The organism is Vibrio sp. Y29_XK_CS5 (assembly GCF_024181835.1).
GTDB lineage: Bacteria > Pseudomonadota > Gammaproteobacteria > Enterobacterales > Vibrionaceae > Vibrio > Vibrio harveyi.
The window spans coordinates 437272-463817 of the sequence record NZ_JAMZAM010000004.1; the positions used below are offsets into that span (position 1 = coordinate 437272).

Below are 26546 nucleotides of genomic sequence, written 5' to 3' on the forward strand. Positions count from 1 at the left end.
ACTGGTAGTATAGTCTCGATTAAAAAACCCGCACATTGCGGGTTTTTGTTTTTATTCGTTTGCATTTAGCTAACTTAATAAATGTTTCGTAAATAACGCATTGTTCAGCTTCGAACCAATGTGAAGACAGGACAGGCCTTCAGAATACAACTTTGAGAGTCGAGTGACAACGTAACCACAACAAAGACTACTATACCAAGTTAAATAGTGTGTTTATACCCAAATTCAAAGTAAATATGATTGAGTTAAATACTCTTGAGTTCTATATCGACAGGCTCAAGCAATCTCTTTTTCCAATGTTTCTATAACCCTTTTAGCATCTCTCAGCGAAGCCCCCATCTCTTTTCTATAAAGACGAATAGCTTTTAATTTAGCCCCGGATTTAACCGCATCACACACCTCGATTGAGACACCAAACCGTTGATCGACCTCTAAACCTGATTGTTCCAATAAGAGATCTATCTTGCGCTCAATTATCTTTTGTCGATACTTAATTGAAGAGAACTCGTTTTGCCCCCAAAATACAGCAAAAGCTAATATGCCTAACATCCACTCCACAAAGCCCTCCTTTGACACACGTTGCTCCCCTAAACAGGAAAAGTTGTGAGGAATAAAACCAATAATTAACATGAGTTCAATTGCTTCGGTATAACTATCTCTAATTACGCCAGTAATCATGGCTTTTACTGCGATGCACCTTCAAGCTTCTTGAATTAGAAGGCATGGTTAAAACGAAATAACTCACTTTTTCGTAGTCCATCGCCATACCGATCATCATCAGATGTTGACACAATATAATTCTCACAGCTTAGGTTCATTCGTGTTTTATTAATCCCATCGCTTCTGCTGTTGTTATAGCATTGAAAGGTCCCAAAATTTGATTAGAGAGAAAGATAAGCTGCTGTTCATCTAAATGTTTAACATCAACATTGTTTGGCATGTCGAAGTAGATAAATCCTTTCAGAACCTCATTGAGCGTTGTAATGTCATATTCGCTCAAAACACTTTTAAGTTTTTCAGCTTCTTCTTGAGTGCACTCGTAATCCTTAAGAAAATGTATGTATAAGAATACTTTTCTTTTGTTATCTAGAGTCAAACTTTCGAACCAATCAGACTGAGGAAATACGATAGTCGTTTCCTTGCCTACCTTGTCACACTCTTGCCACTTGTCATTCCATGTTTCCAAATAGCTCAGTTTATCCACTTTTGACACGCATCCAACTAAAATGAGTAGCGTCACGTTGATAACGAGTGTTTTCATTATCCCCACGCAATATAAACAACAAAGTTGATTCATTTTTTCCTCGTTCTTACAGAAACATTAAATCAAGCGCTCGTTACAATCTAACATTTTGACTGGTAACTGGTTATCCACGAGAAAGTAATAAAATCGCAAATCCTCGATCAAGTCTTTCGAAGCAAGTTCAAAATCTTGGTAAGTCTGATTTTTGTAGCGAAAACGAACCGTGTGTTCAAACCTCTTGGTTTGTCCATACAGAATTTCTTTTACATCAGATGTCATGATACACATATTGAGAAACCTCAACTTAGTGCCATCAAACGAGACCTCGACAGACTGTCGTGGTTTTGATACTGAATAATCGATAAGTAGTGAGAAACCACAACCAAAGGCTATAAAGCTGAGTTGAGTAAGCAATGGTTCTTCTGAAATGATCACTAAGTAGTAAGCTAAAATACTAAAGAAAAAGACTCTGTTTATAAAACTATGAAGTAGCTTAATATTGTACAACTTGTTTTGTCTTAATAATGTTTTCATGTTTCCATTTATCATTTTCACTAAGAAGTAATAATTTTTCTAAAATTTTCCAAAGCCCAAAGATAATTTGGTCACTCTTCCCGTTTTTAGTTTGTAGATCCTAATGCCCGTATTGGGTGGAAATAACCTTATTTATATTTTAGTAAATTTAAAGATTAAACATTCCAGTAGCATGAGATCGTTTGCAAGTTCGATATAATCATCACTGTCTTCATCTAATTTAGCTAACAAAGCTAAATCACGCTCATACTTCTCAATTAAGTAAATCTTTATGTACCTCAGTTCTTTATCATCAAACATAGAGATCCAAGCCTGTTTTAGCGCTGCTTTGAAATCCATAGCTGATAACGTTTTTGTGCCGTTGGCGAAACGTAACACTCTTTACTTTCAACCCATATAGGGCGCTGTCGCCTATTTAGAAGCGAAATATGTATCGTACTTCCATCATCTGCAGTGCACTCGTCCCCACCGAGACAACATTGGTTTCGCTGCCATCGCTTTCCTTGAAAGTAGTAAGACTGACCATTACGAGTTAGTGTTATCAGATCTATCAAGATATCTCCATTTTGTAACTCAACATATGCGAGTAAATTTCGTGACTTGCGTTTCACTTCTCCCTCCAATGGAGCAACATTGAATAAGGTTTTCACTTTCAATACATCTAAGGAATCCTATCAGTAAAGCGAGTATCATAAGTCTTCTTGGTTAAAATTAAGTATTTGTTCCCCAAATACAACCTTCGCCTCACTCTCAAGTGACTTTCTGAGTAGTTGAACCTTTATATAATCATTAGCAGCATTAGCGGGAACATTTTCATCATCGGAAAACTCACTTATACTCCTTAGCCTTTCAAGCTCATTAAGCGTAGATTCTAATATTATTCTAGTTTCCCAATCAACAAAGCTACATTTTAATTCCCTAACATAGGTTATGTGACTTTTCTCTATTTTACTTGATGATAGTAAGACTTTTCTTTTCCATGAACATTTCCGTCTATAATTAAGTTTTCGCAAACTAAAAACTTTTAAAACAAGGAAGAATCATTAATTAATGATATTATTTTCATAAAGATCTTCAATAGGAAAAATCATATTATAATCATGCCAGTTCAGATTCCCATCAACAATGTCAAAGTCAACAAAGAAACAAGTATCCCTGTACTGCTCATAATCCGGGTGTTTTCCACTAAAAATAAATGATGAGAAGTCAACAATAGATATGTGTCCGTCACTGAATTGTATCTTTAATATGTATCCAAAAAGATGTTTTACCTTGACTATTGAAATGTTTTCCACTTTTTCCTTCTTAAATCTGTTCAGGATAATTGTCCATTTAGGGAGGGTTACTGTTTATATGAAAAACGATAAAAACAAGTTTTAAAGTACGTTCCATTAGAGTTGGTGATAAGGCGTAAATTTCGAATTAATTAGTAGCTTTACACTTCAGTGTATTATCTCCAATAAAACTGTATGAGAACATACCATTAGATTCAATATAATAAAAATATATTGAATACGCACACCCAAAAAAAATATATATCAAGATACTTACCCAGCCATTTTTAATTAACGACTAAACTAGAAAAATTAGAAGTAAAAACATATTTTTAATAAGTCCACTTCTTCTTTTGGATGCTTTTAATAACATAAATTCTGACGAATAGTATTTATCGTAAAGTAAACCCAATAAAAACGAAAAATATATTCCACATACAAACAATAACAAACTTATGTCGATTTTAATGAGCACTACACCAAGGAAAGGACAAACTAGTAATATAGAGATAAGTATCATCCATATTCTGAGCATTGACACATTTTCAACTCACTCAAACTTCCTAGCCATAAGTTTCGGCAAACAATCCATTTTACCTCCTGATACATTAGACAGGTTTCATCTTGCCTATATGCTTCAAGTAAAAATATAAATCATATCACCCTAATAAAGAAGCCTCACCATTATATAATTGACACCTTGAGATCAATGGCTCAGTTATAATGTTGTAAGTTACATTTTTGTATTAATTTAGAAACATAACTAAACACTAATCCCGAAATTAGATTCTTGACTTAATAAGTTAACGCCACGGGCACTAATTACTATTGCAATAATTTCTGATATCGGAAAGTGTGAGGCTATCAACTGTGCGAACTCTGCATATGCCGTGTATTATCTGCGGCTTTTTACCACCACAGGCTTTCCCATAATATTTAATGTCTGGCGAAGAATACAATACAATGATAGTGCTTTCTCAGCATAAGTCATTACAGTTCCCGCTTCGCCACACAACGCCCCAAACGCATAAGGCTTTATAAATTTATGGTGTTATTATAGTAGTTGATCTTTTAACCAATATTTTGCGGTATTGTCATGCTACGCCCAAGCAAATAGCACACTGAACTGGTTTGGAGTAAAAACGCCAAGCGTTACGAATCACTCTTAAATTTATTGTTATGTGATTTTTCACCACATACGGAAACGCCCAAAGTTATTAGCTTTGGGCGTTTCTTCTAGCAAACTGGTTACGACAAACCGAGCTCTAAAGTGTCATATGCAGAATTGGAAAAGGTTTTCCCATATCATCAAGCGGTGAGCGAGAAACTACTTTAAAACCCATATGCTCGTAGAAACCTACGGCTTTCGGGTTTTGTTCGTTTACATCCACTTTGGTTGCGCCTAACTGCTCTATTGCGTATTGCAGTAGCACCTTACCAACACCTTGCCCTCTTGCCTCGTTTAAGATGAACAGCATTTCAACCTTTGAGTCGTGAATACCCACGAAACCTAAAATTGAACCACTTTCATTTTTCACACATCTTAACGTGACAGCAGGAAAAGCCTGCTCAATGATAATTGGTTTAAAAAACTCAATATCTTCTTCTGATATGAAGTCATGAGTTGCTCGGACTGAATTTTCCCAAACACTAAGCATTTCTGCGTAATTTTCAGGAACCACATTTTCTACAATCATCGTATTTTCTCTAAAGTTGACTGAAATTCATGTGCAGCCGCGAGGAGGAATGTTAACCTCAATAGGTATGAGTTGTCCACCAATCGCATAATTCCCTGCTAAGAGTGAGCAACACAGAACAAAAGCTGTCGCACATCACCTTAGTCACTAAAATCAAGGGATGATAAAAATGCTATGCTTGATGCCCTCCCTAAACAGTTTGTTATGTTTATGTGTTGGAGCGAATGATCTCAAAACCGTCGTCAGCGGCAATCCTAAAGTTATTGCTAAATCCATTTTTTATAGTTACGTCTAATGATTTTTTGCACTGTTTGATATCAGGACATACTCCATTTTCTACTTCGAATACGTATCCTCCTGGAGCTAAGTAAATGGTAATTTCCTCCATCACGTTAAGCCACACCACGTATTCTCCATCTATTTTCAAGAATGTAGTAGCCAAAGACCCTAAAACACCAGTGTCCCGTGTTATCGTCACTGGAACAGTTCTAAGTTCAGAAGGTTTATATAAATTTTGATTATATAATCGTTTATGAGACGCTAGCTTAATATCAGATGGTGCTGTTGGAGCTGTAGCGCATCCAACTAATCCAACAATTAAAAATAAACACAAAATCCTTTTCATATATTTCTCGACAAATTAGCTATACGTTTTTAAGCTACATACACATAACGCCTTGTTAAGGTATAAAGCACGCAAAATACCTAAGCGACCGCATACCACCTCAAACACCAAATGCAACGCATAGTAAAAATGCCACGCGTGCTGAATCACTCTTGAACAGATTGTTAGAATTACTTTTGCACGGACTTTGATACAAAGTATTCAAAAACCCTTCTTTCTCTATCAGCCCCGCAACTACCACTTTCCTTAAACCAGTTGATCAACTCTACTGGTTTATCACGGCGGAAAATTAACGCTCCATAACGAGAAGTGCATTCTTTGTTGTCGAAAGATTGAGATTCAACCAAAACTACATATTTATCATTGAATCGCTCTAGATGAATTAAACTAGTTTCTCCAAACTTAATAAACGAACATTTTTTTTCCCCGATATCACTCAGTTCTTGAGAATATGAGAGATTCCCAGCGTTAATAACGTCTACGGTACAATCTTCATTTAACTTAATTTCTCTTTCAAAAATCGAGAATTGCTCTGCGCTAACGGAAAACGAGATCAAAATACCTATATAGATAGGGAACTTACTCATGTTAACGTCCACATCCATATAGTTTTCGCTTCCCAATAGGCATCGCCTACAGCTTTAGTCCCATCCCATAAGTCTATATGCCCTTGCCCTGAAAAGTCAGGAATGTTCATATAACATACAATACCTTTCTTACCGATAGCATTGCTTGGCGGATGCCCATTTGCTTGACTTGTCCAACCGAGTGTACGTGTCCCTAAGACTTTTGGAGAACCTAGCTCTGCAGCTAAACCTTGTGCCCCCCTTAAATAACCATGCGGGCATTTATTCTTTGACGAATTCTTAAAGGCTGTAAGGAAGTCACTATCTGTTTTAACTAAAGCTTCGCTCATCCTAATTGCGCAAGTATTGGGAAATGCCATTGAGCATGAATGGATTTGCGTAGGAAGAGTTTTATAGTTTACTTTGAGCTTGCTGAAACTTGGCTTTTTCATATTTAACCTTTATTGGTGTGAACTTAAGGGATGCTCACATATGCAAATATGTTGTTAAATATGAGTACGTCTTTTTGTCGACTCATATCGATATTTATAAGTCTATTAATTTCAATTCGTTGCATGCGCCTTTGTAGTTCTAACGCCCTGTAAAGGTGTGAGCAACGCAATACCGAAGCCGCTGCATACCACCTTAATCACTTAAACCAACGCACAGTAAAAATGCCACGCGTTGCGAATCCCTCTTGAACAGTTTGTTATGTTTGTACTGACGTAGCTAGACAAACTTATGGTTGTATAGAGGTAAAATGTTGATCACTGGTTCTTCGTAAGGGTGAATTGTTCGAATAGCATCAAGTGCAGCTTGAACTAAAGGCTCTTGGCATCTAACGTCAATTCTGACCTCTTCACCAAAGTTAATTTCACCCTTCTTGCCAGTAACAGGTTCCGAGCCTTCAGTTGGTCTCCAAAACCCTGAAATTCTTACGATAGAAATAACGCTGTCATAGTCACCCACAACACCAGCGCCAACTGAGTTAAGTGCATCACGGATAGATACAACTTCTGTGTCAGGTGCATAGATTTCTAGCTTGAATTCCATCATTTTCTCCCAAAAAACATAACGCCTTGTTAAGGGGTGAAGCACGCAACACCGATGCTACTGCATACCACCTTAATCAATAAAACCAACGCATAGTAAAAGTGCCACGCGTGCTGAATCCCTCTTGAACAATTTGTTATACGCGTCTTATCGGTTGTACTTAACTTTATTCAAAACTTCTTTTAGTTCATGCGTTTTCTCAAGGTTTACACCGTGAATATTGGCTAGAGCACAAACATAATACAAAACGTCATATAACTCTTCTGCAACTGAACCTTTGAGCTCATCTAGCGTTGGTTGCCCACTTTTGCCTTTGCGAATAGATTCCGATAATTCGCCAACTTCTTCGATTAGTTTTAAAAAATAGTGTTCAGATTGCTCTGGCGCATAATCGAATTCTTTTATGTGACTTTGTAACTCAGATAACTTCATAACGTCCTTTTTGTATCATTTTCCATAAAGCGTATAACGCCCCGTTAAGGGATGAGCAACGCAATACAAGAGCCGCTGCATACCGCCTTAAACACTAAAACCAACGCATAGTGAAAATGCCACGCGTTGCGAATCCCTCTTGAACAGTTTGTTATGTGCTAAACGACTGAGCGCCATGATTTAGTGAGCTTTTCTAGCCGCATACCTTCAATCTTACCTAGATTAGAAACATCTTTACTAAAAGATGCACTAAATATTCGATGCCCAGTTGCATGTAAAGTTACCCCAATTCTCTCATTTGAAATTGTTTTCAATTCCAATTTGATTAATACACAATCATCAGTTTTGATTGGTAACAATTGATTTGGATTGACGACTTTACGCAAACATTTCACTTTATAGAAATTGACAGTGCGACCGTCATATTCCCTTTGAATAAGGTTGTACTCTTTAAATTGCGCTGCAGCTATTCCCTTTAGGTTTTCAGGTAAATTATCAATACACAATTTAATAGATTGCTCTTCAAATGGAGTTAGATCTGTACAACCTAAAATCATTTTTCGCAGTTTATTTAACATCGCCTTCCTTAGCACATAACGCCCTGTTAAGGTGTGAGCAACGCAATACCGAAGCAGCCGCATACCACCTTAAACATTAAACGCAACGCATAGTAAAAATGCCACGCGTTGCGAATCACTCTTAAACAGTTTGTTAGCTATGTACTCAACTTTTTCAATTTAGCCTCTTTGACTAGCCTTTTGCTTTCTAGTTTAGCAATCGCCTCTTGATAGTTTTTAAGGTTGTCATACCTTTGCCACCAACGATATGCTACACCAACAAACGCAGACCAAAGAATAAGTGAAGCCATTTGGGGGATGCGAAAAAGGTTTCCTAGACCAGCAAGATCAAATACAAGAGGTATTAAGTTAGCCAAGCCGAAAAGAAAGAACATTGCAAATATTCCTTTGAAAGAGGAACGGCTCATTTCAACACTAGATTTTCTGATTTTTCCAAGATGTTCGATTTCAAAGTCGATAAGGTCAATGTCATCTTTGAGACTCTTAGCTCTCGACTTTTTGTATACTGCAACAACAAACATCACTATTACAGTCCCTAAAATACCAATAAACAGACTTTTAAGATCCGTTCCATCCATACTATCATTTTTCCTTAAATAGCTAACGCCCTGTTAAGGTGTGAGCAACGCAATACCGAAGCTTCCGCATACCACCTTAAACACTAAAACCAACGCATGATAAAAATGCCACGCGTTGCGAATCACTCTTAAACAGTTTGTTATATCAATTTTTACTATCTCGAGGGACTATGACATAATAAGTAACCTTACCATCTCTAGAGTTATAGCTGTCATTTTCATCGACAGAAACACACAATTTGCCACCACAACTCGTGATGTAACCATACTGATTAAGCTTCTCTATCTGAGCTTGAAGTTGCGCTTTCTCACTTCTTAGTTCGTTAATCTCATTTATAGTGGGAATATCTTTGACAAATAGAAGCCAAATACTAACTGCAACACAAATTAATAATACAAGCATAATGAAAGATAGTTTTAACACCGAGTATCTGCTTGCTTTCTCATACCTGGACGCTGCTTGTTCTGCTTTGACATGCGCATGTTCAAGTTTTTTAAATAATTGCTCTGAAACGTTATCCGCTATTTCACTCGATGCATTTTTGGTAGACTCTTTTATTGCTCTTTTAGTCTCTGACTCAACTCTACTAACGCTCTGGTTAGTCTTTTCAATTGACGCGATTGCATTAGAAAATCTTTGTTCATTTTTCTCACTTGAAGCAAGCAAATTAGCAGCTGCATCAAATAACTTGTCTAACCTCTCCATTATAGAATTACCCCCCTATCGAAGCCTTTGGTTCTATTAATACTTTTTTTAACCTCTATACTTTTATTAAATTGATTCTTTATCTCGTCCACATATTCTTTGTGTTGTAACCTGAGCTGCATAATGTCCGTAAACTGGAAATACTTAATTCCACTCTCAGAAACTGCGATGATTATACCTCCAGTTCCTACCTCTCCTGTACCTTGGCATCTAGCAACCAAACTCAAATAGTCTTTAAAATCATCATCGCTAAAAGTGGTATCAGTACTAAATACATCGTCTACAATTTTTTCAATAAAAGTTTCTAATGTAAAACTATCGTTAACACTACAATCAAAAGCATCCAGATAAGGTTTGATATTGTTTACACAAAGATCATCAAAAGGCTCGGTTTCAACATACCAATGAACACTCTTAGACAAAGAAATATTTGTATGATCATCTCCCAATGCCGATTTCAATTGAGAGTGTCTTTGCATCTCTTTTTTTAGGCTGCCAGCTTTGTTTTTAAACTCGATAAGTTTTACAACTCCAGGAAATTCTAAAAGTACATCGCCCAGCTCTTTGTCTGCTGGCGTTTGCTGAAGCAGATTTACGACTGACAAAACCTCATTTCCGCCTTTCTTAGTACCAACAGAGTAGCCTAACCCATAAAGAAAGTTTCCAATGACTACATTCTCATATAGTTTCATTATTTTTTGCACCTATCCTTAAATTGATATAACGCCTTGCTAAGGTGTGAGTAACGCAATACAAAAGCTACCGCACGGCGCCTTAATCACCCTAAGCCACCGCATAGTAAAAATGCCACGCGTTACGAATCACTCTTAAGCAATTTGTTAGTACATGCGCTACTTCTATTTGTGCGCTCCAAGATATTGAAAAGTAGCATGATATGAAAGGCTTTGAACACTGAAGTGAGACGGGCAGCTACAAAACTTTACCTCGATTGGAAGACGAAAGTTGGCTAGAAGAAAAACGCACTAAACTGCCCTACTTTCCCGAGCTTCAAATTAGAAATGGATTATTTCCTCGTACTTCAACAGCCACACCAAAAGTAACCAAGGCTCTCTCAAAAGCCACCACGAAAATGAAGAAGCGCCAAAGAAATAGGCTAAGAGTTAGAAGCCGTAAACGGTGGAATCAAAGCGAACACTCCGCATATAGTGCCACCGGAAAGAACGTGAAAGGTACAAACTGAAAGGTGTAAAAACGAGCGCCAAAACAGATAAACACCAAAACTTATGACCTTTGATGTCAAACACGTACTAACGCTCTGTTAAGGGGTGAGCAACGCAATACCGAAGTAGCCGCATACCGCCTTAAACACTAAAACCAACGCATAGTAAAAATGCCACGCGTTGCGAATCACTCTTAAACAGATTGTTATGTATTAAATTTCACCATTCGATCTAACAAATCTTTTTGACTAGCAAAAGTAGCAACTTTCTCTATTTGTGCTAGAAACTCTGGAAAATACTCTTTTCTAACGACCTGAATAGAACATTCACGCTCTTCGTCACGTTCTCCTATAACCCAAGGTAATTTAACTCTTAGGCTTGCCCAATAAGACTCTTCGACCTCTAACTCTCCAGAATCGTCTAAGTACGCATTAAATAATGGGCAGTCGACAATTAAAACAGGAGATTGGAGTTCATAATGGAGCATCGTATCTGGATTCGTTTTGCGATCTTGCTTTAGTACATCAAGGAATTGTAGGTATTTGCTTCTATAGAATTCATTGGCTTTACAAAGTCCCATTATACCCTTGTATATATTTTCATCGGACTTACTAAACGATGTCACGAGCGAATAACCAACTAAGCTAGCTTGAGCGAACTCTCCCAAAAGTTCAGCTCTTTTATCCTTTTCGAGGTCAAGGATTGACGCAACAACCATCAGATTTAAAGGTGGGGAGTCTTGTCCGATAACTTCATGTCCAAACAAAGTCATAAAACGCTCAGTTTTATCAGAAGAGGCTGTAAGTACAATCAGAGGTTTCTCCGATTTTTTACATTCAATATAAAGCTTTGTTTCAAAGCTACACGGGATATCATCCCCGCCGACTAGCTTATGAGCAACGACATCCAACTCACGTGAGACAGATGTATCTAAGTCAACGTATAGTGGTGATTTGTCGCAAGAATAACCTGCTTTCATTAACTCTTTTTGCACATAGAGCTCTAATGGATAGCCTGTTTTTTTAAGCCAATCTTTTATCTTTTCTTCCACATATTGTCCTTTAATACATAACGCCCGCTTAAGTGGTGAGCAACGCAATACGATGTTTCCGCATTACACCTAAATCACCAAAATCAACGCATGATAAAAGTGCCACGCGTTGCGAATCCGTCTTGAAGCGCTTGTTAGGTTGAAATGGTGAGGACTGCAAGCATATCTTCATCGTCTTCATCCATACCAATTTCAACAAAACCAAAACTCGAATAGAACTCTCTGGCTACAGGATTCTCTGGGTCATAGCAAATCTCGACCTCTTTTAGCTCTGGCAATTGCTTTATTTCACTCAGTGCGAGCTCTAAAGCTCTACGACCAATACCGCTTTGCTGATGTTTATAATCGACCATGAACCGCCATATTGAAACTTTAGACAATGACTCCTTGACCCACATAAAGAAGCCGACAGGTTCATTTTTGACATAAATAGCCCTAGTTTCATACCCCTCGTTGAACATTGACTCAACAAGAGACCACATATTGCAAGCAACGTATTGTTCTTGCTCCTTCAATACGTCTAGTTCACATACCTTTTCATAGTTTTGTTTTGTAACGTTGCGAAGTGAAACTTCCATTGTTTTCTCCTTGAAACCTAACGCCCTGTTAAGGTGTGAGCAACGCAATACCGAAGCTACCGCATACCACCTTAAACACTAAAACCAACGCATAGTAAAAATGCCACGCGTTGCGAATCACTCTTAAACAGTTTGTTAGCTTTACGCAAAGTCCAGCGAATAAGTAAATATGCCACATGATCTACACTTGAACTTGTAGATTGCAGGATTCCCACCTTTTTCATAGTAAGTGACTATTTGGTGCCACTCATTACTACTTATTAGCTGATCGTTTAGTAAAGCCTCTAATTCAGCGTCTTTTACCTGTAATAGATCAGACTTCTCTGCATCTCCATGAAATTCGCAAGCATCGCCACAGTGCGATAACCACACTTCTTGCTGCCATGAAATATAGCTTGGAGTTCTTTCACAAACTTCTTTTACCACAGACTTATCAAGTCCAGCTTTCATCAATGGATGTGGGTCAGCAAACTCTCCTTCGAATTTCTTCGCCGCCGAGCCATCAGAAATGCACCAAGGACAAATAGTTTCTACGTCATGTTCAGAGTAAATAGTAGAAGTTGCCCTGTAGCCACGACTGACACCACAACATTCACAATTTTCATCTGTAACTTCTACAGCACCCGTTTTTATAGGATCTGGATGATACTTAAATGTTGGTAATTCCATTGTACCTCCGAGTAAAGCTAACGCCCTGTTAAGGTGTGAGCAACGCAATACCGATGCCGCCGCATACCACCTTAAACACAAAACGCAACGCATAGTAAAAATGCCACGCGTTGCGAATCACTCTTAAACAGTTTGTTAGGGCAATTTGAACCCCTTGCGCTTTTGAGATATTTTTTTCGAAAGCTCTAAGATGCCTATTTTGTCTCGCAAAGCATCAATTACAATACGAGCTGTAATTGCTCCTAAATAAACTCCAGAAACGATGCCTGTGATTAAAGGTGATAAGTTGAATATTTCTTCGGAACCCAATGCTTTAACATATGCCAAGTAGAGCATGATGATAGCTGGAACAATACCGAGTTTATCAACAATTCCAACAAGGAAACCTACCCTCGATTCTAAATACCTGATGCGATCCTCAAAGAGGACCTTAACGCAGTCTATGCTGTCATCACCGAAGGTCGAAATTTCTTCCGCGACTATATAGTCCGACCGATATCTTTCATTTATATCTTTTAAAGTTTCTTTTGTTGCACCCACAAAGAAGCGAACTGTAGAAATGAATGAGGACAATGAATACAGTACAAGAAATGCAAAAAAAGCAAATAACGATATGTAAGAAGTGGTAGCGTCACCTAATAGAGCTGCAATCAAAGCAATAGCTAAAGATACAACGCCCGCCAGAAATGAGAGTGCTTCCATTTTATTGGCAATAAAAAAGTTCTTAACATCGTTTAGTGCACTCTCTTTCGATATAAAGCATTCAATGATCGCACCAATATCATCACTGTTCAAAATATACTCCTATTGCCCTAACGCCTTGTTAAGGTGTGAGGCACGCAATACCGAAGCCTCCGCATACCACCTTAACCACTAAAGCCAACGCATAGTAAAAATGCCACGCGTACCGAATCACTCTTGAACAATTTGTTAGGCGACGACTTTTGGCTATCTAATGACCTCGAACAGCGAATGCAACACCGCAGACTATGAAAAGAACAATAAACCACAAAATTGCGGGCATCGGGTTTCCATTTTTAGCTTCAGACGCCAAATATGAATTGAACTCTTTTTTACTTTGTCTTCTGCCATGTTTCGTGGACAAATTGTGCTGCCCCAACGGTGTGGTTCCCGACTCAACATACTGTTTCGCAGATGCGAGGGTAGGTACAGGACCAAAATCATGAGAACCGTTTGCAGTAAGTACAAGCCAGCCTGAACCTTGTTTTACAATAAAACGCCCATCATCCACCGAGTATTGTCCCGCTTGGATTCTAGTTACCTTAGCCAATATTAACTCCTAGTCGCCTAACGCCCTGTTAAGGGGTGAGCAACGCAATACAGAAGCCGCCGCAAACCACCTTAAACACCAAAACCAACGCATAGTGAAAATGCCACGCGTTGCGAATCCCTCTTGAACAGTTTGTTAGTCGCGAGGCACCGAGCGACAATTTTAAGCCGAGCTAAACTTTGAAAACAACCAACTTTATGTGTTTTGATGCACTTAAGTCAGGCGTAGTCTCAAAGCGGCTAGTCAATGAAACCACTTGGAATAAAAAACGCCGCAGAAAACGGACTGACAACACCAAAAAGCGGTTTTGGAAAGCCAATCTCACAGTGCGAACTTTCAACAAAGTCACTGAAACCACGTGGAATTTACAACACCAGAGAAAACGTCATTTCAGCCAGTAAATCAGCTTTTGTACCAACAAACTCACCGAGCAGAGTTGCAACCAAAAACAAACTCTCGATTGCCCTGCGCTGTCAGCCCCAAAGAACAAAACAACCGCTAGGACACTTGCAAAACTTGGACTTAAAACAGCTGAAAATGAGTTTGAACTAACGTCGATGAACCTGTGGACCGGACAAACAGTTGCCAAATATTAAGCTTAGAAACATGATTTTGATTACTAGCTTTTTCTGGCGACTAACGCCCTGTTAAGGGGTGAGCAACGCAATACCGATGCCTCTGCAAACCACCTTAATCACTAAAAACAACGCATAGTGAAAATGCCACGCGTTGCGAATCCCTCTTGAACAGATTGTTAGCAATATGGCTCAACCCTATGCACTGAACTCTTCTAATGCTGAAACTGCCGCTTCTGCTTTACCACTTTGAACAAAGATATGGTCGTGATAGTAAGCTGCGAACACATTAGCACTGATACCTTTTGATGCTAACTTGCTAGCCACTGCTGCTGTAAGACCAACAGCCTCCAAACTGGAGTGTACCGTCAGAGTGATTTGACTGTATGTGCCATCAAACGACAAACCTGCCTTTTCTGCCGCTGATTTCTCTAGAACCAAAGTTAAACCCTCAGACTCAATAAACGTAGCAACTGGATTTAGCTCAACATACTCCGTAAGAACACCAGAAACTGTGCAAAACACAAACTCTGACCCTACTAATTTTGGACTCATAGAACGCAATAGTTCATCTAAATCCGTGATTCCTGACATATTGATTTCCTCTTATATTGCTAACGCCCAATTAAGGTGTGAAGCACGCGACCACGACACTTAATTTGACCACCATAATCAGTAAACCCAACCCAAACCAAAAATGCCAAGCGTGCTGAATCACTCTTAAATTGTTTGTTATATGGTTGCTGGTACCAAAACTATTGCATCAATAATTGAACTTATCTACATGAAAATTAATAAGTTGGCTCTTCTCAATAAAGAATGAAGTCGAGTATCTAGCACTTATAGGCTTAAAGCCATATTTGAAACAAAAGTCCCTTAGAATTGGGTTGTCTACATCTTCAAATACGATTATGTCCCAAGGGGATTTCTTTGACACATAGTTAAGCAATGACTTGAGTACTGAAGATCTTTAGAAAGGTAAACACTAGCGATCGTCATGCACGGTTCATTAATATCGTTAGTATAATTTCTAAAGAGAAGTTGAATGCCATTTGACTCAAAATCGCAGTCTTTCCAAATAAACGGATCTTCTTCCTGTAACTTTAGCCAGCGTTTAAACTGTTTTTTATACTTGGCTTTTCAAGCAACTGCCACATTTTAAATTCACCAGTTTTCACTCTTTACCTCATAGCTGAAAAACCATATAACGCCCTGTTAAGGTGTGAGCAACGCTATACCGATGCTGCCGCAAACCACCTTAATCACTAAAAACAACGCATAATAAAATGCCACACGTTGCGAATCACTCTTAAACAGTTTGTTATACCTCGGTTGCGAACCTAGCTCTTATGGATTGAACAATAAGAAACACACTCATTGCAGCCCCCAAATAAGCGACTGCTTCGTAGAGTTCAGCTAAGACAAACAGACCAACTACAAATAGAACATATAACCCACTAGCTATATCAAGTGTCATCTTGTATGAGCGGGAGTGATCAAACAAACTGATAATCAAGACCACAAAAGGAAAAGTTATTGCGAAGATCATTGCAGCCAATGCATAAAGAATCGGATGGGGAGAAACACTTACCCACTGAATAATTTCAAGAAAATGAGCAGAGAGAGCTAGCCCTACCAACGCTCCAATAATACCTAACCCCATAACAACGGTAGCCTCAACTACCCTGACCGTAAATCGCATAAACAGCTTTGTCTTGTCACTTAGATCAACAGGTCTTGTTCCTAACCTTGTTACTATTGCAACGAATATGAGTGCTGACAACATAAACAATGCAAAAGTTGCTATGGACAATGGTCCTGTGGCTGCTGCCATCGTGTCGTCAGGCAAAGGGTCTGAGAATCCCCAAATAGACCCAATGAAAAGGTTTACAAAAAAACCATAAATCCCAAAAATAAGTAGAGCAACCGCACCAGATTTAGCTCCAAACCTTGTCAAATACTCCACTTTAAAAAGTTCTCCTTATTGATAGAGGTATAACGCCTTGCTAAGGTGTGAGTAACGCAATACAAAAGCTACCGCACAGCGCCTTAATCACCATAAGCCACCGCAAAGTAAAAATGCCACGCGTTACGAATCACTCTTAAGCAATTTGTTAGTACATGCGCTACTTCTATTTATGCGCTCCAAGATATTGAAAAGTGAGATAATATGAAAGGCTTTGAACACTGAAGTGAGACGGGCAGCTGCAAAACTCAATTTCAGTTGAAAGACGAAAGTTGGCTAGAAGAAAAACGCACTGAGCCACCCTACTTTTACTGGCTTCAAATTAGAAAAGGATTCTTTCCTCGTACTTCAACAGCCACACCAAAAATAATCAAGGTTCTCTCAAAAGCCACCACAAGAATGAAGAAGCGCCAAAGAAATAGGCTAATAGTTAGAAACCGTAAACGGTGAAATCAAAGCAAACACTCCGCATATAGTGCCACCGGAAAGAAAGTGAAAGGTACAAACTGAAAGGTGTAAAGACGAGCGCCAAAATAGATAAACACCAAAACTTATGACCTTTAATGTCAAACCCGTACTAACGCCGCGTTAAGTGGTGAGCAACGCAGACCACCCGACTAAACTATTGTGCAGTAGACACTAAATTCAAAGCAAACGGAGAATGCCAAGCGTTGGGAATCCGTCTTAAACGCTTTGTTATGTGCGTACTTTCAACGACCTCAAACCTAAATGTGCAATCTAGAATTAAATTAACTGGAGCTTGTAGTTTTTATTCAAGACCAGTCAACTTCCCAACCAGACTCTTCAAAGTAGCCGTTCAAAGCCTGATAATCCTCCACCCAATTATCGTAGCAATTATTGGGCTTCTGGCTAAAGGATTCAGATACAGAAATGATATAGCCACCTGTACTCTCAGAATCATCGATAACTAGGACTTCACAGCCTAAATCATCTCCTTGAACAATTTTTCCTGTATGCCCAATTTTTATCATTCGACCTCCAAGCACATAACGCCCTGTTAAGGTGTGAGCAACGCAATACAGAAGCCGCTGCAAACCACCTTAATCACTAAAATCAACGCATAATAAAAATGCCACGCGTTGCGAATCACTCTTAAACAGTTTGTTATGTGCGTGCTAATTGAGGTACTTTTGCCAATGTTGCTGCCCTGTCAAAACTACTCTGTAATCTTCGTAGTCCAATGAACTGTAGAGCTTTTTAGCTGCAACATTATCATCACCGACCTCTAGTGTGATTTTGAGGTAATCATTATCACGACAATACTGTTCGATACCATTAAGTTGCGCTTTACCCACACCTTTACCACGAAAGTTGTCCGACACCATAAAGTCATGGATATTCATCACTCTTTGCGCACGATAAGTTGAAAACGATTCAAAGCAAACCGCAAAACCAGCAGGCTTATCGTCGACAAGACTGATAAATCCGTGGAAATAAGGCAATGCAAACAACTGAGCAATTACTGAGAGATCTAGCTCAACTGAGAATCCAGATAGGTACTCTCTAAACAAAGTCTCGAATATACCTTTGTCCTCAATGCTTTCTGTTTCGATACGTCTGATTGTGATTTCCATATCCATTTCCACCAAAGCACATAACGCCCTGTTAAGGGGTGAGCAACGCAATACCGAAGCCGCTGCATACCACCTTAAACACTAAAACCAACGCATAGTGAAAATGCCACGCGTTGCGAATCCCTCTTGAACAGTTTGTTATGTGCGTGCTAACTGAGGTACTTTTGCCAATGTTGCTGCCCTTTCAAAACTACTCTGTAATCTTTGTAGTCCAATGAACTGTAGAGCTTTTTAGCTGCAACATTATCATCACCGACTTCTAGTGTGATTTTGAGGTAATCATTATCACGACAATACTGTTCGATACCATTCAATTGCACCTTGCCAACACCTTTACCACGAAAGCTGTCCGACACCATAAAATCATGGATATTCATCACTCTTTGCGCACGATAAGTTGAGAATGATTCAAAGCAAACCGCAAAGCCAGCAGGCTTATTGTCGACAAAACTGATAAACCCGTGGAAATAAGGCAACGTAAATAGCCGAGCAATTACTGAGAGATCTAGTTCAACTGAGAATCCAGATAGATACTCTTTGAACAGAGTCTCGAATATACTTTTGTCCTCAATGCTTTCTGTTTCGATACGCCTGATTGTGATTCCCATATTCATTTCCACCAAAGCACATAACGCCTTGTTAAGGTGTGAGGCACGCAATACCTAAGCTCCCGCATAACACCTTAACCACTAAAATCAACGCATAGTAAAAATGCCACGCGTGCCGAATCACTCTTGAACAATTTGTTATGTTTATTACCACCCGCCAGTACGTTACCGTAAATGAGCAGAACAATTTTACCGGCTAAAAACTTAGCTTTTACCTGCTGCTAAAAAAGCAGAAAATCCCATAAAAACAAAGGATATGAAGAGTGACACCATAGAATATCGAATGACAGTAAACAACCAAGAGCTACTTTCAGGATACTTCGAGATATTTTCGCTACTTCTTACGTAATTAAAGAGAAGCGCACTAGAAAAAGGAACAAACAAAAAGTAGATCGCTTTATATCTACTCGGGTCTATTCTTTTCATCTGCAATCCGAGGGAAATACTACTCCCAAGGAGCACTATCATTGAAGATATGAGCACTAGAAAAGCCGCAAATGCTAGTAACGAATACACATCCATCAACTCTCCTTTTCCACAATAAGCATCTGAATATTAACTATAGTTTTCTACACTCGACTAAGAAACATAACGCCCTGTTAAGGGGTGAGCAACGCAATACCAAAGCCACTGCAAACCACCTTAACCACTAAAACCAACGCATAGTGAAAATGCCACGCGTTGCGAATCCCTCTTGAACAGTTTGTTATGCTTGTTCTATCAGTAGACACAGTGAAATTCCAACGCTGCATACAATTAGACTATGCCTAAAGAGGTCTTATTTATGATGTTCTTTACTACGCGAATGCTCGGCATACTTTTTGGAAATTAATTGATGGATATGAAGCCCTGTCTTGCGAACAAGATACCAATCTATCGCTGCTAAAATGACCAATCCTATTATAGTTCCCATCTAAAACCCTCCTTACACAACGAATCATAACTCTATCAAACCACTGATAAGTTAGATAAGACAGAGCGCAATTTTTGTTGGGCAGCGATGGTTTTCAGAGACGTTAGAGTCAATTAAAGGATAAACCTCTTCACTTCTAGTAAAGATACTAGAGCAGATACAAGGTGATATTTGTGGAATACGTAAAGTGCCCATACTTACAAGTTTGAGAAAAAGCATAACGCCGCATTAAGGTGTGAGCAACGCTACCACGAAACCTAACCATACCACCGTAAACACAAAACCCAACGATGGAATGAAAAATGCCAAGCGTTGGGAATCACTCTTAAATGCTTTGTTAAGTACCACCCCAACATAAACCACCAAAAACAAGTAATCATGCACACCAAACGTTGACAATTAAATCCAATCTATGTACTTTTTGTCTCGTAAACACCATACAGAATGTATCCGTTTACTTAACTTTGACCATTTAGTGGATAATAATTCAATGAAACGACTATTAACGAGCGCAGAAGAAACTGCAAAGCTAATTCTTCTAAACGCAGCAGATTACGAAGCAGATCAAAGAGAGAAGAAACCATCACGTCGTATAGATGTAAAAAGGTTTATCCTTACTGAAAGATCACTAAAGCGCCTTGCATTTCGAGATCGTCTAGATTACCGATTCTTAGACCAGTTAGCAGAATCTATGATCGAACTTGGCTGGTTTATGATTCCAACCGGAAATGCAAGCTTCATATTTTTACGAGCAAGTGCGACTGAAAACTGGGCAAGAATTGGTACTCGATCCAGAGATGCTGACTCTTCATATGAAAAGCTTAGACGAAGAACGGTTAGAGCTTTGAGAAATGAAGATTTAGATTTATTAGAGAGGACCATGAGTAAAATTGATCATCAAATATCACACCTCATCGATGATAATTTTGAACCATACGACGATCTAGATTCTATCGATTAACACAAAACATATGCGCATCACAATCTCGTGTGGTGCGCATGGTACTTAACGCCGCATTAAGGTGTGAGCGACGTTTGGCTATACTTGAGCGAAGCGAAACTGCCAAGCGTTGCGAATCACTCTTAAATGCTTTGTTAGCCATTTGATAAGCCACTCTAATTGCTCATTGTACATTTTCAAGAAGCCATTCAGTCCATCCTTGCCCCCATCCAGCAGAACTGGGAACCTTATAAATACCAGAGTTTTTTGAAAGTGATATACCGTTTCCCATATCGCAATGATTGGTTTTAATGCTATCGTTTGTAGATACGTTTTTAGTGTTGGAGCCAAGATAGATTGTAATACCTTCGCCTATTTCAGAGTCATAATCACATCTTTCATAATCTGCGTTGTATGAAATGCTAGAGTCTGTCATCTGAATTTGCCCACATTCTAATTGTAATTCCGGGCAACTATTCAAACTCAGTTTTATGACCTTCCCTTTGTTAGCGTCAAGAAACTGATTTAACTTGAGAAAGCTAAGGCGATCTTTGACAGTTAAACTCAATTCGTTTTCGATTGTAACTTTACGTGCAACTGCCATTTTTTGATGAACAGCTTTTCCATATAGGTCACTTTCCTTGAGTCCTTGGCAGTAGCTAGATTGATACCAATCCCGAAATACATCTATTTGATATTGACCGGATGTACTACTACCGTACGGTTCGTATTCATTTCGCGCACGCTGCCCAACGTTCATGATTAGCTCTGAAGAGTTGGTAATTTTCTTTTCTTTAGCTATTTCTTCCATTTTAAAAAGTGCGTTACTTCTCATCTTTAGGTCACTAAAGATATCTGCAGACTTTGCACATTTATATGCTTCAAAAACATCATCTTCAACATCACTGCAACCTGACACAGCTAAAGTAAAAATTACTGATGCATATCCAACTGCTTTCTTTATTAACATTAAAACTACTTCCAATATGATATGAACTACATGTGAGCATTAGTTGTTGGGATGGCTAACGCCCTGTTAAGGTGTGAGCAACGCAATACCGAAGCTCCTGCATACCACCTTAAACACCAAACGCAACGCATAGTGAAAATGCCAAGCGTTGCGAATCACTCTTAAACAGATTGTTAGAGAGAGTCCCCACGTAATACACGAAGCTTTGATGCGTATTTTTGCGCCAATTCTTCTGCATCCAGTTCATACCCTAACTCTGAGGCAAACTGTTCTGCCATAAACCACAAGCGATTAGGCATGGGGTCTTGTAACGCGTAGTTTCCTAAGTTTATTTGCGCTATGCTCCTAGCTGGTTCATCCAACCCTACTGGAGAAGGGATACCATAACCCAGCTCGGTTTTAGTTTCGCTATCCAAATCTATGGAAGCAAACACAGGAGGATGCCAGAGACCACCATCTAATGGCATGCAAATCGCAGCATCATAGATCTTGCCATCAATTTCTATCCACGAATGGTCGAAATATTTCTCACCCGTTTTCACTTCACCGATACAGAGTGAGTTCTTAATACCAAGTTCATTCAACACAACATGTAGAACGGCAGATGTATCATGACAACCACCTTTGTACTCAGTTTCAACTATAAACTGAAGCAACTCTGAATAAAGTTGAGAAATGATTTCGTCATTTTTATTCTGAATATTACGATTGATAATTGCTAACCAACTTTCCATATCATCACTCTCTCTAACGCCCAATTAAGGTGTGAGGCACGCAATACGATGCTCCCGCATACCACCTTAATCACTAAAACCAACGCATAGTAAAAATGCCACGCGTGCCGAATCACTCTTAAATTGTTTGTTAGTTGCCCATCTCAAAGCCTAGTGCTAACATTTGTACACACACCAACAAAGGAATATATCATGGACACTAGAATTCAATTTCGTGTTGATGAAGAAACAAAACGCCTAGCTCAACAAATGGCTGAGCGCCAAGGTCGAACTCTAAGTGATGCTTGCCGTGAACTTACTGAGCAACTCGCTGAACAACAAAGAAAAACATTATCTCACGATGCATGGCTAACTGAACAAGTAAACCTAGCATTTGAGAAGTTTGACTCAGGAAAATCCGTTTTCGTTGAGCACCAAACTGCTAAGTCTCGAATGGAAGAGCGCAAAGCCAGAATCCGTAATCGAGGTAAGCAATGATTTTATGGGAAGAAGAGTCACTTAATGATCGTGAAAAGATCTTCGAGTTTCTCTATGACTTCAACCCTGATGCGGCAGAAAAAACTGACAACCTCATTGAAGCAAAAGTAGAAAACTTGCTTGAACAACCTTTAATGGGTGTACAACGAGATGGCATCCGCGGACGATTGCTCATTATTCCTGAGATTTCGATGATTATCTCTTATTGGGTCGAGGGCGATATCATCAGAGTTATGCGTGTACTCCACCAGAAACAAAAATTCCCTACGGATTGATTGCTTCCTCTGGGGAACTAACGCCGCATTAAGGTGTGAGCAACGCTACCACGAAACCTAACCATACCACCGTAAACACAAAACCCAACGATGGAATGAAAAATGCCAAGCGTTGGGAATCACTCTTAAATGCTTTGTTAAGTACCACCCCAACATAAACCACCAAAAACAAGTAATCATGCACACCAAACGTTGACAATTAAATCCAATCTATGTACTTTTTGTCTCGTAAACACCATACAGAATGTATCCGTTTACTTAACTTTGACCATTTAGTGGATAATAATTCAATGAAACGACTATTAACGAGCGCAGAAGAAACTGCAAAGCTAATTCTTCTAAACGCAGCAGATTACGAAGCAGATCAAAGAGAGAAGAAACCATCACGTCGTATAGATGTAAAAAGGTTTATCCTTACTGAAAGATCACTAAAGCGCCTTGCATTTCGAGATCGTCTAGATTACCGATTCTTAGACCAGTTAGCAGAATCTATGATCGAACTTGGCTGGTTTATGATTCCAACCGGAAATGCAAGCTTCATATTTTTACGAGCAAGTGCGACTGAAAACTGGGCAAGAATTGGTACTCGATCCAGAGATGCTGACTCTTCATATGAAAAGCTTAGACGAAGAACGGTTAGAGCTTTGAGAAATGAAGATTTAGATTTATTAGAGAGGACCATGAGTAAAATTGATCATCAAATATCACACCTCATCGATGATAATTTTGAACCATACGACGATCTAGATTCTATCGATTAACACAAAACATATGCGCATCACAATCTCGTGTGGTGCGCATGGTACTTAACGCCCTGTTAAGGTGTGAGCAACGCAATACTAAAGCCGCCGCATGCCACCTTAAACACTAAAACCAACGCATAGTAAAAATGCCACGCGTTGCGAATCACTCTTAAACAGATTGTTATGTCTCGATTTTCTCAGTCATGTTTTGAAAAAAAGTCTAATACATCTTTATCATTCACTCGCCTACTAAATGAACTCAAATCGATACCATACTCAGAGTATTCCTTATTTCGAATAATAACTCGACTTTCAGGGTGTAGGCTAAAGAGTTCGACTTCACTTGGAATTACGTTACCTTCGGTTAACAAGAAGTCGAAAATAATGCCATCTAGAACAACGGACTCCATTTTTATATGTTTACCGTAAGAGCCTTGTGTAATCGGCATTAACAAACCAGTTTGATAAGTTCCTGAAATATATCCTTTAGACACTAAAATAGGATAATCTTGGACATCGAAAGGAAGACCTTGATCTAACCAATTACGGAGCTTCTCTTCATAACTCCCAACATCATAATCGGAAAAGAACTGTAAGGTTGAAATGCTCATTCGCCACAAAATCGAAATTAATGCTTTCTTCACTAGGTCATAATTAAATCCCTCTACTACCGTGTTATCCCCTAAAGTAGTTAGTGAAAAAACATTGCCCTTACCATCAGATAAAAAACGAATGAACAAGCTTAACTCTCTTTCCCACAAGGAAAGCTTCGTTTCACACCCTTGACATAGTAGGTTTTCCCTAAAACCTTTTTGATGTACTTTTCCACCAGTTACATCCGCTTCAATTGGCATGAACTTATGCTTACTTGTGTATACATTTTTAAATAGAAACTCTGGAATAATATGAGAAGCTCTTAGTTCAACATTTTCACTATTACATAGTTTACAGACTGAGATATATGCCAAGATTTCACCTTTTTTTGAATTGAGACATAACGCCCTGCTAAGGGGTGAGCAACGCAATACCGAAGCCGCCGCGTACCACCTTAATCACTAAATTCAACGCATAATAAAAATGCCACGCGTTGCGAATCCCTCTTGAGCAGTTTGTTAGTCGCGAGGCACCGAGCGACAATTTTAAGCCGAACTAAACTTTGCGAACAACAAACTTTATGTGCTTTGATGCATTTAAGTTAGGCGTGGTCTCAAAGCGGCTACTCAATGAAACCACTTGGAACATAAAACGCCGTAGAAAACGGACTGACAACACCAAAAAGCGCTTTTTGGAAAACCAATCTCACAGTGCGGAGTTTCAACAAAGTCACTGAAACCACGTGGAACTTACAACACCAGAGAAGACGACTTTTCAGCGAGTAGATCTGCTTTTGAACCAACAAACTCACCGGACAGGGTTGCAACCAAGAACAGACGCTCGATTGCCATGTTCTGTCAGCGCCAAAGAACAAAAAAACGCTTGGACGCTTGCAAAACTTTGGATTTGAAACAGCCTGAAACTGAGTTTTGACCATCGATGAAGAGCCTGTATAGCAAACAATCATCAGCCAAATTTTAAGCTTAGAAACATGATTTTGACTGCAAGCATTTTCTGGCGACTAACGCCCTGTTAAGGGGTGAGCAACGCAATACCAAAGCCGCCGCATACCACCTTAAACACTAAAACCAACGCATAGTAAAAATGCCACGCGTTGCGAATCCCTCTTGAACAGTTTGTTAGAGCGCAACTCACAGGTTGAACAGAACTTTCAAAAGAGAATTAACCAAGGAAGAAATTCCTAGAAATAGCACTACTGGCAAGCCTATCGCTATTATCAGTTTAAACTCGACAAATTGACCTACAACGGCATCACCATACCTACCACCCAGAAACTTTCTCGATTCGTCACCTACTGTCGATTTGACTTCATCTGTAACTGTCTTGCGATCTTCACCAATGAATTCTTTAAACAGCATAAAGCCGAAAGGAGCGATAATAATGCCGGCGATAAGATATGAAATGTATTCAACTATATCGGTCATGTTCATACTTTTTTCTCCTGCGCTCTAACGCCTTGCTAAGGTGTGAGTAACGCAATACAAAAGCTACCGCACAGCGCCTTAATCACCATAAGCCACCGCAAAGTAAAAATGCCACGCGTTACGAATCACTCTTAAGCAATTTGTTAGTACATGCGCTACTTCTATTTATGCGCTCCAAGATATTGAAAACTAGCATGATATGAAAGGCTTTGAACACTGAAGTGAGACGGGCAGCTACAAAACTTAATTCCAATTGAAAGACGAAAGTTGGCTAGAAGAAAAACGCACTGAACTCCCCTACTTTTAATGGCTTCAAATTAGAAAAGGATTCGATCCTCGCACTTTGATGGCAACACCCAACGAACGACAAAATTAACTCAGGAAGTACAACGAAAACGAAGAAGCGCCAAAGAAATAGGCTAAGAGTTAGAGACCGTAAACGGTGAAATCAAAGCAAACACTCCGCATATAGTGCCACCGGAAAGAACGTGAAAGGTAAAAACTGAAAGGTGTAAAGACGAGCGCCAAAACAGATAAACACCAAAACTTATGACCTTTGACGTCAAACCCGTACTAACGCTCTGTTAAGGGGTGAGCAACGCAATACCGATGCCGCCGCATACCACCTTAATCACTTAAACCAACGCATAGTGAA

The 26546-nt window shown here is 39.1% G+C and carries 33 protein-coding genes and 4 pseudogenes; 5 read left to right on the plus strand and 32 right to left on the minus strand.

Translation table 11 applies throughout. The features are described 5' to 3' along the window. Positions 1-276 precede the first annotated feature (276 nt). The 21 genes and pseudogenes from NL647_RS18225 to NL647_RS18375 all read right to left on the minus strand — a co-directional run bounded on the left by NL647_RS18225 (position 277) and on the right by NL647_RS18375 (position 14217). Complete coding sequence (locus NL647_RS18225; protein WP_005445628.1) at positions 277-678, minus strand: hypothetical protein; 402 nt, start codon at positions 676-678, stop codon at positions 277-279. Between the two features lie 136 nt (positions 679-814). Beyond that, entirely contained in the window at positions 815-1261 is a 447-nt protein-coding gene (locus NL647_RS18230; RefSeq protein WP_199450026.1) for a hypothetical protein, read from the minus strand. A 648-nt stretch (positions 1262-1909) separates the two neighbouring features. Then, entirely contained in the window at positions 1910-2155 is a 246-nt protein-coding gene (locus NL647_RS18235) for a hypothetical protein (protein ID WP_017817976.1), read from the minus strand. Positions 2156-2820: 665 nt separating this feature from the next. Then, the gene (locus NL647_RS18240) at positions 2821-3072 is read right to left on the minus strand and encodes a DUF2442 domain-containing protein (protein ID WP_017817975.1); all 252 of its coding nucleotides are present in this window, start codon (positions 3070-3072) and stop codon (positions 2821-2823) included. 1244 nt (positions 3073-4316) lie between these two features. After that, positions 4317-4748, minus strand: coding sequence for a GNAT family N-acetyltransferase (locus NL647_RS18245; protein WP_253650512.1), 432 nt, complete (start codon positions 4746-4748; stop codon positions 4317-4319). Positions 4749-4956: 208 nt separating this feature from the next. After that, positions 4957-5373, minus strand: coding sequence for a hypothetical protein (locus NL647_RS18250; protein WP_005445653.1), 417 nt, complete (start codon positions 5371-5373; stop codon positions 4957-4959). Between the two features lie 170 nt (positions 5374-5543). Beyond that, complete coding sequence (locus tag NL647_RS18260; RefSeq protein WP_253650513.1) at positions 5544-5960, minus strand: hypothetical protein; 417 nt, start codon at positions 5958-5960, stop codon at positions 5544-5546. Continuing rightward, complete coding sequence (locus tag NL647_RS18265; RefSeq protein ID WP_253650514.1) at positions 5957-6391, minus strand: T6SS effector amidase Tae4 family protein; 435 nt, start codon at positions 6389-6391, stop codon at positions 5957-5959. The genes NL647_RS18260 and NL647_RS18265 overlap by 4 nt, the downstream gene beginning before the upstream one ends. A 277-nt stretch (positions 6392-6668) precedes the next feature. Continuing rightward, positions 6669-6995: a hypothetical protein gene (locus NL647_RS18275; protein WP_253650515.1), complete on the minus strand. Its 327-nt coding sequence runs from the start codon at positions 6993-6995 to the stop codon at positions 6669-6671. A gap of 144 nt (positions 6996-7139) precedes the next feature. Continuing rightward, a complete protein-coding gene (locus NL647_RS18285) occupies positions 7140-7424 on the minus strand; it encodes a MazG nucleotide pyrophosphohydrolase domain-containing protein (protein ID WP_025640084.1) in 285 nt (94 codons plus the stop codon). Between the two features lie 158 nt (positions 7425-7582). After that, positions 7583-8002, minus strand: coding sequence for a hypothetical protein (locus NL647_RS18295; protein WP_045459106.1), 420 nt, complete (start codon positions 8000-8002; stop codon positions 7583-7585). Positions 8003-8139: 137 nt separating this feature from the next. After that, complete coding sequence (locus NL647_RS18305) at positions 8140-8580, minus strand: hypothetical protein (RefSeq protein WP_047517177.1); 441 nt, start codon at positions 8578-8580, stop codon at positions 8140-8142. Between the two features lie 33 nt (positions 8581-8613). Then, positions 8614-8716 (minus strand): annotated as a pseudogene (locus NL647_RS18310) (DUF3265 domain-containing protein). A gap of 9 nt (positions 8717-8725) precedes the next feature. Beyond that, positions 8726-9286 carry a hypothetical protein gene (locus NL647_RS18315; RefSeq protein WP_253650516.1) on the minus strand — a complete coding sequence of 187 codons (561 nt, stop codon included), beginning with the start codon at positions 9284-9286 and terminating at the stop codon, positions 8726-8728. Next, on the minus strand, positions 9286-9978 hold the full coding sequence (locus NL647_RS18320; RefSeq protein WP_253650517.1) for a hypothetical protein: 693 nt from the start codon (positions 9976-9978) through the stop codon (positions 9286-9288). The genes NL647_RS18315 and NL647_RS18320 overlap by 1 nt, the downstream gene beginning before the upstream one ends. A 694-nt stretch (positions 9979-10672) precedes the next feature. Beyond that, complete coding sequence (locus NL647_RS18335; RefSeq protein ID WP_080539600.1) at positions 10673-11518, minus strand: hypothetical protein; 846 nt, start codon at positions 11516-11518, stop codon at positions 10673-10675. A gap of 134 nt (positions 11519-11652) precedes the next feature. Next, a complete protein-coding gene (locus tag NL647_RS18340; RefSeq protein ID WP_017817951.1) occupies positions 11653-12096 on the minus strand; it encodes an N-acetyltransferase in 444 nt (147 codons plus the stop codon). Between the two features lie 141 nt (positions 12097-12237). After that, positions 12238-12765, minus strand: coding sequence for a CbrC family protein (locus NL647_RS18350; RefSeq protein WP_253650519.1), 528 nt, complete (start codon positions 12763-12765; stop codon positions 12238-12240). A gap of 135 nt (positions 12766-12900) precedes the next feature. Further along, a complete protein-coding gene (locus NL647_RS18360) occupies positions 12901-13560 on the minus strand; it encodes a hypothetical protein (RefSeq protein ID WP_061065189.1) in 660 nt (219 codons plus the stop codon). A 157-nt stretch (positions 13561-13717) separates the two neighbouring features. Further along, positions 13718-14056, minus strand: a complete 339-nt coding sequence (locus NL647_RS18370) for a hypothetical protein (RefSeq protein ID WP_152816208.1) — start codon at positions 14054-14056, stop codon at positions 13718-13720. A 28-nt stretch (positions 14057-14084) separates the two neighbouring features. Beyond that, a pseudogene (locus NL647_RS18375) lies at positions 14085-14217 on the minus strand (DUF3265 domain-containing protein). A gap of 85 nt (positions 14218-14302) precedes the next feature. Here NL647_RS18375 and NL647_RS18380 point away from each other — a divergent pair. Continuing rightward, a complete protein-coding gene (locus NL647_RS18380; protein ID WP_253650521.1) occupies positions 14303-14608 on the plus strand; it encodes a hypothetical protein in 306 nt (101 codons plus the stop codon). 221 nt (positions 14609-14829) lie between these two features. Here the strand turns inward: NL647_RS18380 and NL647_RS18390 are convergent, their stop codons facing one another. From NL647_RS18390 to NL647_RS18435, 6 genes and pseudogenes are all read right to left on the minus strand, one after another. Then, complete coding sequence (locus NL647_RS18390; RefSeq protein WP_253650522.1) at positions 14830-15225, minus strand: ACT domain-containing protein; 396 nt, start codon at positions 15223-15225, stop codon at positions 14830-14832. 727 nt (positions 15226-15952) lie between these two features. After that, positions 15953-16597, minus strand: coding sequence for a hypothetical protein (locus NL647_RS18405; protein ID WP_253650523.1), 645 nt, complete (start codon positions 16595-16597; stop codon positions 15953-15955). 773 nt (positions 16598-17370) lie between these two features. Then, positions 17371-17589: a hypothetical protein gene (locus tag NL647_RS18415; RefSeq protein ID WP_253650524.1), complete on the minus strand. Its 219-nt coding sequence runs from the start codon at positions 17587-17589 to the stop codon at positions 17371-17373. Positions 17590-17733: 144 nt separating this feature from the next. Continuing rightward, a complete protein-coding gene (locus NL647_RS18425) occupies positions 17734-18192 on the minus strand; it encodes a GNAT family N-acetyltransferase (RefSeq protein WP_253650525.1) in 459 nt (152 codons plus the stop codon). A gap of 31 nt (positions 18193-18223) precedes the next feature. Next, positions 18224-18326, minus strand: a pseudogene (locus NL647_RS18430) (DUF3265 domain-containing protein). Positions 18327-18341: 15 nt separating this feature from the next. Beyond that, a complete protein-coding gene (locus NL647_RS18435; RefSeq protein WP_253650526.1) occupies positions 18342-18800 on the minus strand; it encodes a GNAT family N-acetyltransferase in 459 nt (152 codons plus the stop codon). A 1403-nt stretch (positions 18801-20203) separates the two neighbouring features. Between NL647_RS18435 and NL647_RS18450 the strand changes: the two genes are divergently transcribed. Further along, a complete protein-coding gene (locus tag NL647_RS18450) occupies positions 20204-20674 on the plus strand; it encodes a hypothetical protein (protein ID WP_253650527.1) in 471 nt (156 codons plus the stop codon). A gap of 163 nt (positions 20675-20837) precedes the next feature. Here NL647_RS18450 and NL647_RS18455 read toward each other — a convergent pair whose 3' ends face one another. Continuing rightward, positions 20838-21623, minus strand: a complete 786-nt coding sequence (locus tag NL647_RS18455) for a hypothetical protein (RefSeq protein WP_061065152.1) — start codon at positions 21621-21623, stop codon at positions 20838-20840. Between the two features lie 173 nt (positions 21624-21796). Beyond that, the gene (locus NL647_RS18465) at positions 21797-22357 is read right to left on the minus strand and encodes a lasso peptide biosynthesis protein (protein ID WP_069545884.1); all 561 of its coding nucleotides are present in this window, start codon (positions 22355-22357) and stop codon (positions 21797-21799) included. A gap of 192 nt (positions 22358-22549) precedes the next feature. Here NL647_RS18465 and NL647_RS18475 point away from each other — a divergent pair, with 192 nt between their 5' ends. The 3 genes from NL647_RS18475 (at position 22550) to NL647_RS18485 (ending at position 23870) form a co-directional block, all read left to right on the plus strand. Next, positions 22550-22834, plus strand: a complete 285-nt coding sequence (locus tag NL647_RS18475) for a type II toxin-antitoxin system RelB/DinJ family antitoxin (protein ID WP_225478357.1) — start codon at positions 22550-22552, stop codon at positions 22832-22834. After that, positions 22831-23109, plus strand: a complete 279-nt coding sequence (locus tag NL647_RS18480) for a type II toxin-antitoxin system mRNA interferase toxin, RelE/StbE family (RefSeq protein WP_005377065.1) — start codon at positions 22831-22833, stop codon at positions 23107-23109. Before NL647_RS18475 ends, NL647_RS18480 begins: the two co-directional genes overlap by 4 nt. A gap of 290 nt (positions 23110-23399) precedes the next feature. Beyond that, the gene (locus tag NL647_RS18485) at positions 23400-23870 is read left to right on the plus strand and encodes a hypothetical protein (RefSeq protein ID WP_253650527.1); all 471 of its coding nucleotides are present in this window, start codon (positions 23400-23402) and stop codon (positions 23868-23870) included. A 179-nt stretch (positions 23871-24049) separates the two neighbouring features. Here the strand turns inward: NL647_RS18485 and NL647_RS18495 are convergent, their stop codons facing one another. The 3 genes and pseudogenes from NL647_RS18495 to NL647_RS18510 form a co-directional block, all read right to left on the minus strand. Continuing rightward, positions 24050-24820 (minus strand): hypothetical protein, encoded by a 771-nt coding sequence (locus NL647_RS18495; protein ID WP_253650529.1) that lies wholly within the window; start codon positions 24818-24820, stop codon positions 24050-24052. Positions 24821-25478: 658 nt separating this feature from the next. Further along, positions 25479-25596 (minus strand): annotated as a pseudogene (locus tag NL647_RS18505) (DUF3265 domain-containing protein). Position 25597: 1 nt separating this feature from the next. Continuing rightward, positions 25598-25897, minus strand: a complete 300-nt coding sequence (locus NL647_RS18510) for a hypothetical protein (protein WP_025613421.1) — start codon at positions 25895-25897, stop codon at positions 25598-25600. Between the last annotated feature and the right edge of the window lie 649 nt (positions 25898-26546).

Excerpts from the sequence above, each read along its gene's own strand:
- NL647_RS18225 (WP_005445628.1), bottom strand. The coding sequence starts at position 678 with ATGATTACTGGCGTAATTAGAGATAGTTATACCGAAGCAATTGAACTC.
- NL647_RS18230 (WP_199450026.1), bottom strand. The coding sequence starts at position 1,261 with ATGAAAACACTCGTTATCAACGTGACGCTACTCATTTTAGTTGGATGC.
- NL647_RS18245 (WP_253650512.1), bottom strand. The coding sequence starts at position 4,748 with ATGATTGTAGAAAATGTGGTTCCTGAAAATTACGCAGAAATGCTTAGT.
- NL647_RS18250 (WP_005445653.1), bottom strand. The coding sequence starts at position 5,373 with ATGAAAAGGATTTTGTGTTTATTTTTAATTGTTGGATTAGTTGGATGC.
- NL647_RS18260 (WP_253650513.1), bottom strand. The coding sequence starts at position 5,960 with ATGAGTAAGTTCCCTATCTATATAGGTATTTTGATCTCGTTTTCCGTT.
- NL647_RS18265 (WP_253650514.1), bottom strand. The coding sequence starts at position 6,391 with ATGAAAAAGCCAAGTTTCAGCAAGCTCAAAGTAAACTATAAAACTCTT.
- NL647_RS18275 (WP_253650515.1), bottom strand. The coding sequence starts at position 6,995 with ATGATGGAATTCAAGCTAGAAATCTATGCACCTGACACAGAAGTTGTA.
- NL647_RS18285 (WP_025640084.1), bottom strand. The coding sequence starts at position 7,424 with ATGAAGTTATCTGAGTTACAAAGTCACATAAAAGAATTCGATTATGCG.
- NL647_RS18295 (WP_045459106.1), bottom strand. The coding sequence starts at position 8,002 with ATGTTAAATAAACTGCGAAAAATGATTTTAGGTTGTACAGATCTAACT.
- NL647_RS18305 (WP_047517177.1), bottom strand. The coding sequence starts at position 8,580 with ATGGATGGAACGGATCTTAAAAGTCTGTTTATTGGTATTTTAGGGACT.
- NL647_RS18315 (WP_253650516.1), bottom strand. The coding sequence starts at position 9,286 with ATGGAGAGGTTAGACAAGTTATTTGATGCAGCTGCTAATTTGCTTGCT.
- NL647_RS18320 (WP_253650517.1), bottom strand. The coding sequence starts at position 9,978 with ATGAAACTATATGAGAATGTAGTCATTGGAAACTTTCTTTATGGGTTA.
- NL647_RS18340 (WP_017817951.1), bottom strand. The coding sequence starts at position 12,096 with ATGGAAGTTTCACTTCGCAACGTTACAAAACAAAACTATGAAAAGGTA.
- NL647_RS18350 (WP_253650519.1), bottom strand. The coding sequence starts at position 12,765 with ATGGAATTACCAACATTTAAGTATCATCCAGATCCTATAAAAACGGGT.
- NL647_RS18380 (WP_253650521.1), top strand. The coding sequence starts at position 14,303 with ATGAAACCACTTGGAATAAAAAACGCCGCAGAAAACGGACTGACAACA.
- NL647_RS18390 (WP_253650522.1), bottom strand. The coding sequence starts at position 15,225 with ATGTCAGGAATCACGGATTTAGATGAACTATTGCGTTCTATGAGTCCA.
- NL647_RS18415 (WP_253650524.1), bottom strand. The coding sequence starts at position 17,589 with ATGATAAAAATTGGGCATACAGGAAAAATTGTTCAAGGAGATGATTTA.
- NL647_RS18425 (WP_253650525.1), bottom strand. The coding sequence starts at position 18,192 with ATGGAAATCACAATCAGACGTATCGAAACAGAAAGCATTGAGGACAAA.
- NL647_RS18435 (WP_253650526.1), bottom strand. The coding sequence starts at position 18,800 with ATGGGAATCACAATCAGGCGTATCGAAACAGAAAGCATTGAGGACAAA.
- NL647_RS18450 (WP_253650527.1), top strand. The coding sequence starts at position 20,204 with ATGAAACGACTATTAACGAGCGCAGAAGAAACTGCAAAGCTAATTCTT.
- NL647_RS18455 (WP_061065152.1), bottom strand. The coding sequence starts at position 21,623 with ATGTTAATAAAGAAAGCAGTTGGATATGCATCAGTAATTTTTACTTTA.
- NL647_RS18465 (WP_069545884.1), bottom strand. The coding sequence starts at position 22,357 with ATGGAAAGTTGGTTAGCAATTATCAATCGTAATATTCAGAATAAAAAT.
- NL647_RS18475 (WP_225478357.1), top strand. The coding sequence starts at position 22,550 with ATGGACACTAGAATTCAATTTCGTGTTGATGAAGAAACAAAACGCCTA.
- NL647_RS18480 (WP_005377065.1), top strand. The coding sequence starts at position 22,831 with ATGATTTTATGGGAAGAAGAGTCACTTAATGATCGTGAAAAGATCTTC.
- NL647_RS18485 (WP_253650527.1), top strand. The coding sequence starts at position 23,400 with ATGAAACGACTATTAACGAGCGCAGAAGAAACTGCAAAGCTAATTCTT.
- NL647_RS18510 (WP_025613421.1), bottom strand. The coding sequence starts at position 25,897 with ATGAACATGACCGATATAGTTGAATACATTTCATATCTTATCGCCGGC.